This is a genomic window from Elizabethkingia argenteiflava (assembly GCF_009904105.1).
GTDB classification, from domain to species: Bacteria; Bacteroidota; Bacteroidia; order Flavobacteriales; family Weeksellaceae; genus Elizabethkingia; species Elizabethkingia argenteiflava.
Genome location: NZ_JAAABJ010000171.1, coordinates 1 through 7,071, shown reverse-complemented (window position 1 = coordinate 7,071; position 7,071 = coordinate 1). Strand labels below are relative to the sequence as shown.

Sequence of the window (7,071 nt, the reverse complement as noted above, 5' to 3'; positions counted from 1 at the left end):
TGTGGATCCTCTAGCGGAGAAAATGCCAAGCTGGTCGCCGTACAGTTATAGCTTCAATAATCCTGTAAATTTCGTAGACCCAGATGGACGTGAACCGTTTGATTGGATAAGACAAACAGTCAATGGGAAAAACACTTGGACTTATGACGCAAGTATAAAGACCGCTTCACAAGCAACAGCAGCTGGCTACAGCAATGTAGAAGGTGTTTATTCTTCTGCTACAATCTCAAGAGAATCTACTCTCGGTTTTGGTGGGTATCAATATGAACTACGTTCAACTGGTTGGGTTGAAGAAGTTTCTTCCGGTTCTTACATTTCAATGGAGAATGATTTTGTTACTGGCGGAGGAACAGCAATAAACGGAGTTCAACATAGACCTACATTTGCGGATAAAATGGGCTTTTCTGATGGTCCTATTCAGTATATAGGAGGAGCAGGAGATGTTACAGGGATTTTTGAAATTGCAGGAATGGCTCTTTCTTCATCTGATAGTAATTTAAAATATGCGGCTCTTCCACTGCTTGTAGCAAAAGGACAAAGTGATGATGCGCTTAAAGTTTTGTCTGCTGAAAAAGGAGCGTTTTCTGGTGCAGTTCACGGTAACTCCCTTTCAAGTCAAAGACCAACTTGGGGATATAAACTCTATAACCAAGACGGAACTTTCTTAAAAAATGGAATAACATCACAAGCTAAAGCAGAATCCCGTTATACAAAATCTTTTATGAGTGATAAATATATGGAAAAACAACCGTTTCCTAATAGAAGAGAAGCTTATAATTGGGAAGCAGCACAAAATCAAATACAAAAAGGACCATTAAATAAAAACAATCATTAATGAGCAACGATAATAATATTTTTGGGTGTTATGTTTCTGTTACGGGAGGCAATTATACAGATACTCAAGAACAGAAGGATTTAGCAATAGAGCAAGGAAGATTATTTAGGAGTTATATTTGGGGAGATAGTGGAATTTGTGACACATTGAAGAAATTAAACAATGAAAACTATGGAAAGGACTTGAAATTAGCCTTGTTTCAATTTTATGTTAATCCTATTTTCTTTGAAATTGATAATTTACCTGAAATAGAAAATTACCGCAAAAAAGAGAAATCAATAGGTATCCCGATAATTGTAAATGATAATAATTTTTTCAGTAAATCTGAAGAATCTCGTATTGAATTTTTAAAAGAATCTATTTTACAAAAAATGGATTCACTTGAAGAAGTTGTAAAAAAGAAAAAACTTGATACGGATGTTGAATTATTGAGAAAAGACTTAGTGAAGCTTTTAAAATAACAAAAACCCTCGCAAAAGCGAGGGTTTTGTGTTTTATAGCGCAGCTACATTTTTATTAAAGAAATCTTTAAACTTCCCGTAGCTGGCGAGCTTGTAGTTCGTGCCGGTAGAGAAAAAACCACCGCTTCGGCGGTGGTTTTTGTATTATAATCACTTATAATTTTTCTTAGTTTTATAATCTCTGATAATGAGATCCATATAATCGAATATGCGTTTTTTTTCATCATCGGGGAGGCTTTCCACTTCATCGAGACGTTTGACCATCTCTTTATCATAAGCAGCATTTAGTCCTTCTCCCAAAATGAAGTCTACACTAACGCCAAAAGCCTTGGCTATTTTTACCATTACTTCTATAGAAGGAAGATTATCTCCCCGTTCATATTTACCGATCATTACTCTAGAAGACTCCACCTCTTTGGCGAGTTGATCCTGTGACCAATCTTTGGCCTTGCGAAGTTGTGCTATACGTTCTCCAATGCTAACCATGTTTATCTAAAGTTACCCTTTTGTAGGCTAATGATACAAAAATAGGAAAAGAAATTTATCAAAAGAAATAAATATTATTTGCTTAAATGAAAAACATCCGTTACTTTTGTATCACATGTTTATCAAAAAATATTTTTCATTATGTCAGAAATCACCAACAGACGAGTAAAACTCCAAAGCCGTTACCGTTCAGGTTCGGGCAATGGTAAGGTAGTCCCGTGGCTTACGCTAAGTGGGGTGTGGTTAGCGCGCTTAGGCTTTAATGCAGGCGATATGTTGCGCCTTACGGTTCGTGAAAAGCTTCTGATCATAGAGCCTTTAGGAGACGAAGCCCAAGCTGCCCACGATTATAAAACCGCTTTACAGGAAGTAAAACAAGCCTTAAAAAAATTAGGAGCATGACTATTGAACAATTAAAACAACAACTCACTTTAGCCACTGTTCTACACTACTACGGTTTAAAAGCAGACAAGCACAACAGGATTAACTGCCCGTTCCATGATGACAAAACTCCGAGCATGCAGCTGTACTACAAAACCCAGACGTGCTATTGCTTTTCTTCCAATTGTAAAACCCATGGCAAAAGCATTGATGTGATCGATTTTATTCTGTACAAAGAAAACTTTACCAAACACCAAGCTATCAAGAAAGCACAGGAAATTTTAGGATACCAAGAACCCAACAAAAAAGACCGGTATCAGAAGGATTTAAGCAAAGAACAGTTTTTAGGAAATATGTTTCAGTACTTTAGAAATGCCATTAATAACAGCAAGCCTGCAAAAGATTATCTACAAAAACGGGGATTGGATTTTACGAAATTGGAAGTCGGTTACAACTCCGGACAGTTCCACCACGGGGCGAGGAAAGATGAGAATGTTATTGCTCAGGCATTAGAATACGGTTTATTATTAGATAAAGGAATTGTAGGCAGAACCGGGGAAAAGGCTTACGGTGTTTTTGGGAAATGGTCTATATGTTTTGCGCTCAAAAATAAAGAAAATGAAGTAACGGGGTTATACTTCCGTTCAACATTGAATGATGATAAAGCGAAACATTTTTATTTAAAGGATCGTTCCGGAATTTACCCAAACTATCCCAATCCTAACACAAAAAAACTGATATTAACAGAAGCGATTATCGATTGTGCCACGCTTTTGCAAATCCCGAAAATAAAGGAAAACTTTAGTTTAATCAGTTGCTTCGGAACGAATGGATTGAACGAGGAAATTTTAAACGCTATCAAAGAACTAAAGCAGTTGGAAGAAATTGTATTTATGTTTGATAGTGATGAAGCGGGCAAACAGGCGGTTGAGAAATACTCAAAACTTCTTCAGGAAGAAATACCCGGTGTCACACTGAGCGTAGTCGAAGTGCCTAATAACGATGTCAATGAAACATTGCAGCTGCACAATGAAAGTATATTTTTGGAATTATTGGAAAGTAAGAAAGATATTTTTCTTTCAACTGAAGTCGAGAGCCTCGACACGCAATTAAATAAAAAATCTGCGGAATCTGTACAATCAGCGAGAGAACCAAGAGCAGAGCCGAAAACGGTAACGGATTTTTTAAGTGATAAAAGTCTACTTCAGAACCTGAACCAGTTGATAGAACAGGCTGGAATCATCGGCGAGGAAAATAGCAGATTATTGTTGTTTTTAATTACGATCAGTTACTTAAATAAAAGTCCATTGCACGGAATCGTACAAGGTTCAAGCGGAAGCGGGAAAACCCATATTATCTCAAGAATTGCGGATTTAATGCCACAGGAAGATGTGTTACGGTTTACGAGAATTACAGAATCTAGTTTATATAATTGGGGAGAATTTGACCTGTTCCAAAAGATAATAATCATTGAAGATTTAGACGGACTAAAAGAAGATGCTTTGTATGCACTTCGGGAGTTTATCAGCAACCAAGTATTGAGAAGCAGCGTAACGATAAAGGATAAGAAGGGAAACAATAAATCCAGTCATAAAATTGTAAAAGGACAGTTCAGCAGCTTGTCTGCGACTACAAAAGGCGAAACCTACGAAGACAATATGAGCAGATCCTTCCTGATTGCCGTTGATGAAAGCAAGGAACAGACACAGAGAATTATCCAGTATCAAAACCGCAGGAATGCCGGAGAAGTAAGTTCAGACGAGCAACAAAAGGCAATCAGCTTCATCCAAAAATTGGTTAGAAATCTAAAATTTTACGAGGTTATAAATCCGTATGCCACCAAGCTGCATCTTCCCGAAAAGGTTCATAAAATAAGGCGATTGAACGAAATGTACCAAGCGGTAATAAAACAGGTAACATTCTTAAATCAATACCAAAGAAAACTGACAAAAGACAACCAATTACTGACCACCATTGAAGACATAGAGCAGGCTACGGAAATACTATTTGAAAGCATAGTTTTAAAGGTAGATGAATTAGACGGCAGCCTCCGGCAGTTTTTTGAAAGGCTGAAAAAGTATGTAAAGAACGAAAGCCAAGAGTTCCTACAAAGAGAAATCCGACAGGAATTTAACATGAGCAAAACACAGCTGCAAAGATTTATTAACTCACTTTTAGAGTTAGAATATATCAAATATTCAGGAGGCTACGCTAACAAAGGGATTAAATATAAAATTAGTTTTTGGGATAATCATCAGAAGCTAAGAACCGAAATAAAGGACTTTTTGCAAAACCAAATCCAAGAACTGAAAAACAAAGTATGAACCACCATTGGTTCGCTAGAGAACCGCTACCGGTTCGCTAAAGTATATATCTACGATTATATAAGTTGTTTATCATCAATCATTTAACAATTACAATACCTCTTGCGACCCAAAATTTAAAATATTACAAAAGCAAAACAGTCATACTTGAAAAGATGGGACGACCAAGTAAACACCAACTTTATTCTGAAAACTACGGAGAACAGGCGATAAATTACAAAAGACATTTAGACATTTTAGGTCTGAAGCCTGAAACCACACAAGCAAGATATTTATATCTGAAGGAATTTTTGAGTTTTCTGGAACAGCATAAAGTCTTTGAAATAAAAGAAGTTACCCCAAAAGAAATTGCCGATTATCATTACTATTTGCAGAATAAAATCAGTACAAGAACCGGAAAGCCGATAAAGCAAAAAACCGTTTACGATAATATGCGTAACCTGCAACAATATTTAGGATATCTGTTAGAAATCGGAGCACTGAAAAAAAGTCCTGCATCCCATTTAAAATTTACAAATCCTACCGAAAAACCGCAGCGGTTTATCTTTAGCCAGGAAGAAATACAAGAACTCTATAAAGCAGCAGATTTACAGGAAAAAACAATACTAAATATCGGTTATGGCTGCGGACTCAGAGTACAGGAGATCTGCGACATGAACAAAGAAGATATCAGGCTGTCGGAAAATCTGGTTATTGTCCAGAAAGGCAAGAACAGCAAAAGGCGGTTGGTTCCGATAAACGATACTATAAAAGGAGAACTGGAAGAATTTATTTTTTCATCTGAGGCAAATGAAAAAGCTGTGTTCCTGAACAGCAAAGGCCAAAGAATGAAGGAATGGACCTTTAATAAGGTGCTGAAAACATTGATTTTAAAAACAGAATTTGGAAAACAATTTACCTCTCAGGAACTTAACAGGGTTGGTATCCATACATTAAGACACAGCATTGCTACCCATTTATTAGAAAACGGCATGAAGCTCGAACATGTACAGATGTTTTTAGGACATAGTTTTATAGAATCCACCGAGATATACACCCACGTATCACAACAACAGATCAATGATTTATATGATAACACTTCGTAGTTATTTAGAAAAGAAATACAGCAAAAGCACTTTAAACAGCAACCTGTACAACATCAGAAGATTTACAGATTATTGCGGAAACAGATCAGAGAAAGCCAATTACAAAGACGTTTTACAATACATTGAACACTTAAGAAAAAACCACGATTTACATCCCAAAACCCTAAGACACTGTTTATACGCTGTAAAAATCTACTTCAATTACTTACTGGAAATCGGGAAAAGGAAAGATCATCCTTGTAGCGAACTATTTTTAAAAGACAAAGTAAGCAAACAAATACAGGTTGATAACCTTTACAGTGAAGAAACCTTAGAAAACTACTTTGAAACTTACCACATCAGAAAGAAAAGCTACTTGCAGAACCGTAATAAGATTATGATCAGCCTGCTGATCTATCAGGCTTTAACCGTGAATGAAGTATCAGCGCTTCAAACCGGGGACATCAATTTAGACCGTGGAGAAATCTACATCAAAGGAAGAGAGGAATTAACCGCTAAAAGTCCACAAAGCCGGACATTACCTTTGCAAGCTAAACAGATCCTTTTATTTTATCATTATCTGAAAAAGGACAGAGCGAAACTCTTGAAATACAACCAGAGGAATCCAAATGAAGAATCCTTTATTTTAGGGCAGTACGGAGAAAAGATAAATCCCCACGGGATCAGCAAAATGATCAACGAAACCCGGAAAGGAAACGAGCAGATAAAGCCGATGAAAATCCGCCAGAGCGTTATTGCCAACCTTTTAAAAAAAGAAAACGACACCAGAATCGTCCAAGTCTTTGCAGGTCACAAAAGAGCATCTACCACACAGCAGTACAAACAAACCGATTTAGAAATCCTGCAGAATGCCGTAAATCTGTACCATCCATTAAAATAAAATCCCACCGTCTGCATTTTGGGTTAAATGATCCCACCCCCAGCCACAAAAAAGACATTTTCCTCCAACGCTTGCCTAACCTTCCCTAAACTAAATGGCCACAGCAAATTACATAATCAAAATTATACGCACGGCCAGCGGCTAAACGTTGCCCTCCACTGCGTAAACTTCGCTCCTGGCAAAGGCTATCGGTGCCTATAATTTGAGATTATGTAAAATGCTTTCCTATGTTCCGGGCACAGCCCTCCACAGCCGCAGCCCCGAATCTTCCCATCTCAAATCCAGCATCGAAAAACACCTTTTTGCTAAAGCTTCAACCACCCGAAATAAGGAAAAATGCGCCAACGCTCTGAGTAGCTTCGATTGGAATTTTAGTTATCAAAACACGAAAATGTTAAAATGTGGATAAAGCCGAAGCTTTTGCTACCGCTATTTTACCCACATTTTAACATTTTTGGGCAACAGCGACAACGACAGTTTTTAAAAACAAATTTTTGGAAACAGAAGTTTATTTTTTTCAATTGAAAAGAAAAATCCTTATTTTTGAGAATAAGAAAAGGTGTTCTTTATCAAAAGGTTGCGTTCGCGCGAGCAATTTGTTGAGTAGATGTGGTTGTCT

6 protein-coding genes and 1 pseudogene are annotated in these 7,071 nt (G+C 37.1%); 6 read left to right on the top strand and 1 reads right to left on the bottom strand.

Features of this window, described 5'->3' with window-relative positions; genetic code table 11:
- Window positions 1-835: pseudogene (locus GNY06_RS01390) on the top strand (hypothetical protein); the annotation flags it as partial.
- Entirely contained in the window at window positions 835-1,296 is a 462-nt protein-coding gene (locus GNY06_RS01385) for a hypothetical protein (RefSeq protein ID WP_166518472.1), read from the top strand. The pseudogene GNY06_RS01390 and the gene GNY06_RS01385, both read left to right, overlap by 1 nt.
- 150 nt (window positions 1,297-1,446) lie before the next feature.
- Here GNY06_RS01385 and GNY06_RS01380 read toward each other — a convergent pair whose 3' ends face one another.
- Window positions 1,447-1,782 carry a helix-turn-helix domain-containing protein gene (locus GNY06_RS01380; RefSeq protein WP_166518471.1) on the bottom strand — a complete coding sequence of 112 codons (336 nt, stop codon included), beginning with the start codon at window positions 1,780-1,782 and terminating at the stop codon, window positions 1,447-1,449.
- Between the two features lie 141 nt (window positions 1,783-1,923).
- On the opposite strand from GNY06_RS01380, the gene GNY06_RS01375 reads away from it, so the two are divergent.
- The 4 genes from GNY06_RS01375 (at window position 1,924) to GNY06_RS01360 (ending at window position 6,452) form a co-directional block, all read left to right on the top strand.
- Window positions 1,924-2,184 carry a SymE family type I addiction module toxin gene (locus GNY06_RS01375; RefSeq protein ID WP_166518470.1) on the top strand — a complete coding sequence of 87 codons (261 nt, stop codon included), beginning with the start codon at window positions 1,924-1,926 and terminating at the stop codon, window positions 2,182-2,184.
- A complete protein-coding gene (locus tag GNY06_RS01370) occupies window positions 2,181-4,487 on the top strand; it encodes a CHC2 zinc finger domain-containing protein (protein WP_166518469.1) in 2,307 nt (768 codons plus the stop codon). The genes GNY06_RS01375 and GNY06_RS01370 overlap by 4 nt, the downstream gene beginning before the upstream one ends.
- Window positions 4,488-4,642: 155 nt before the next feature.
- A complete protein-coding gene (locus GNY06_RS01365; RefSeq protein WP_166518468.1) occupies window positions 4,643-5,572 on the top strand; it encodes a tyrosine-type recombinase/integrase in 930 nt (309 codons plus the stop codon).
- Entirely contained in the window at window positions 5,556-6,452 is an 897-nt protein-coding gene (locus GNY06_RS01360) for a tyrosine-type recombinase/integrase (RefSeq protein WP_166518467.1), read from the top strand. Before GNY06_RS01365 ends, GNY06_RS01360 begins: the two co-directional genes overlap by 17 nt.
- Window positions 6,453-7,071: the final 619 nt, after the last annotated feature.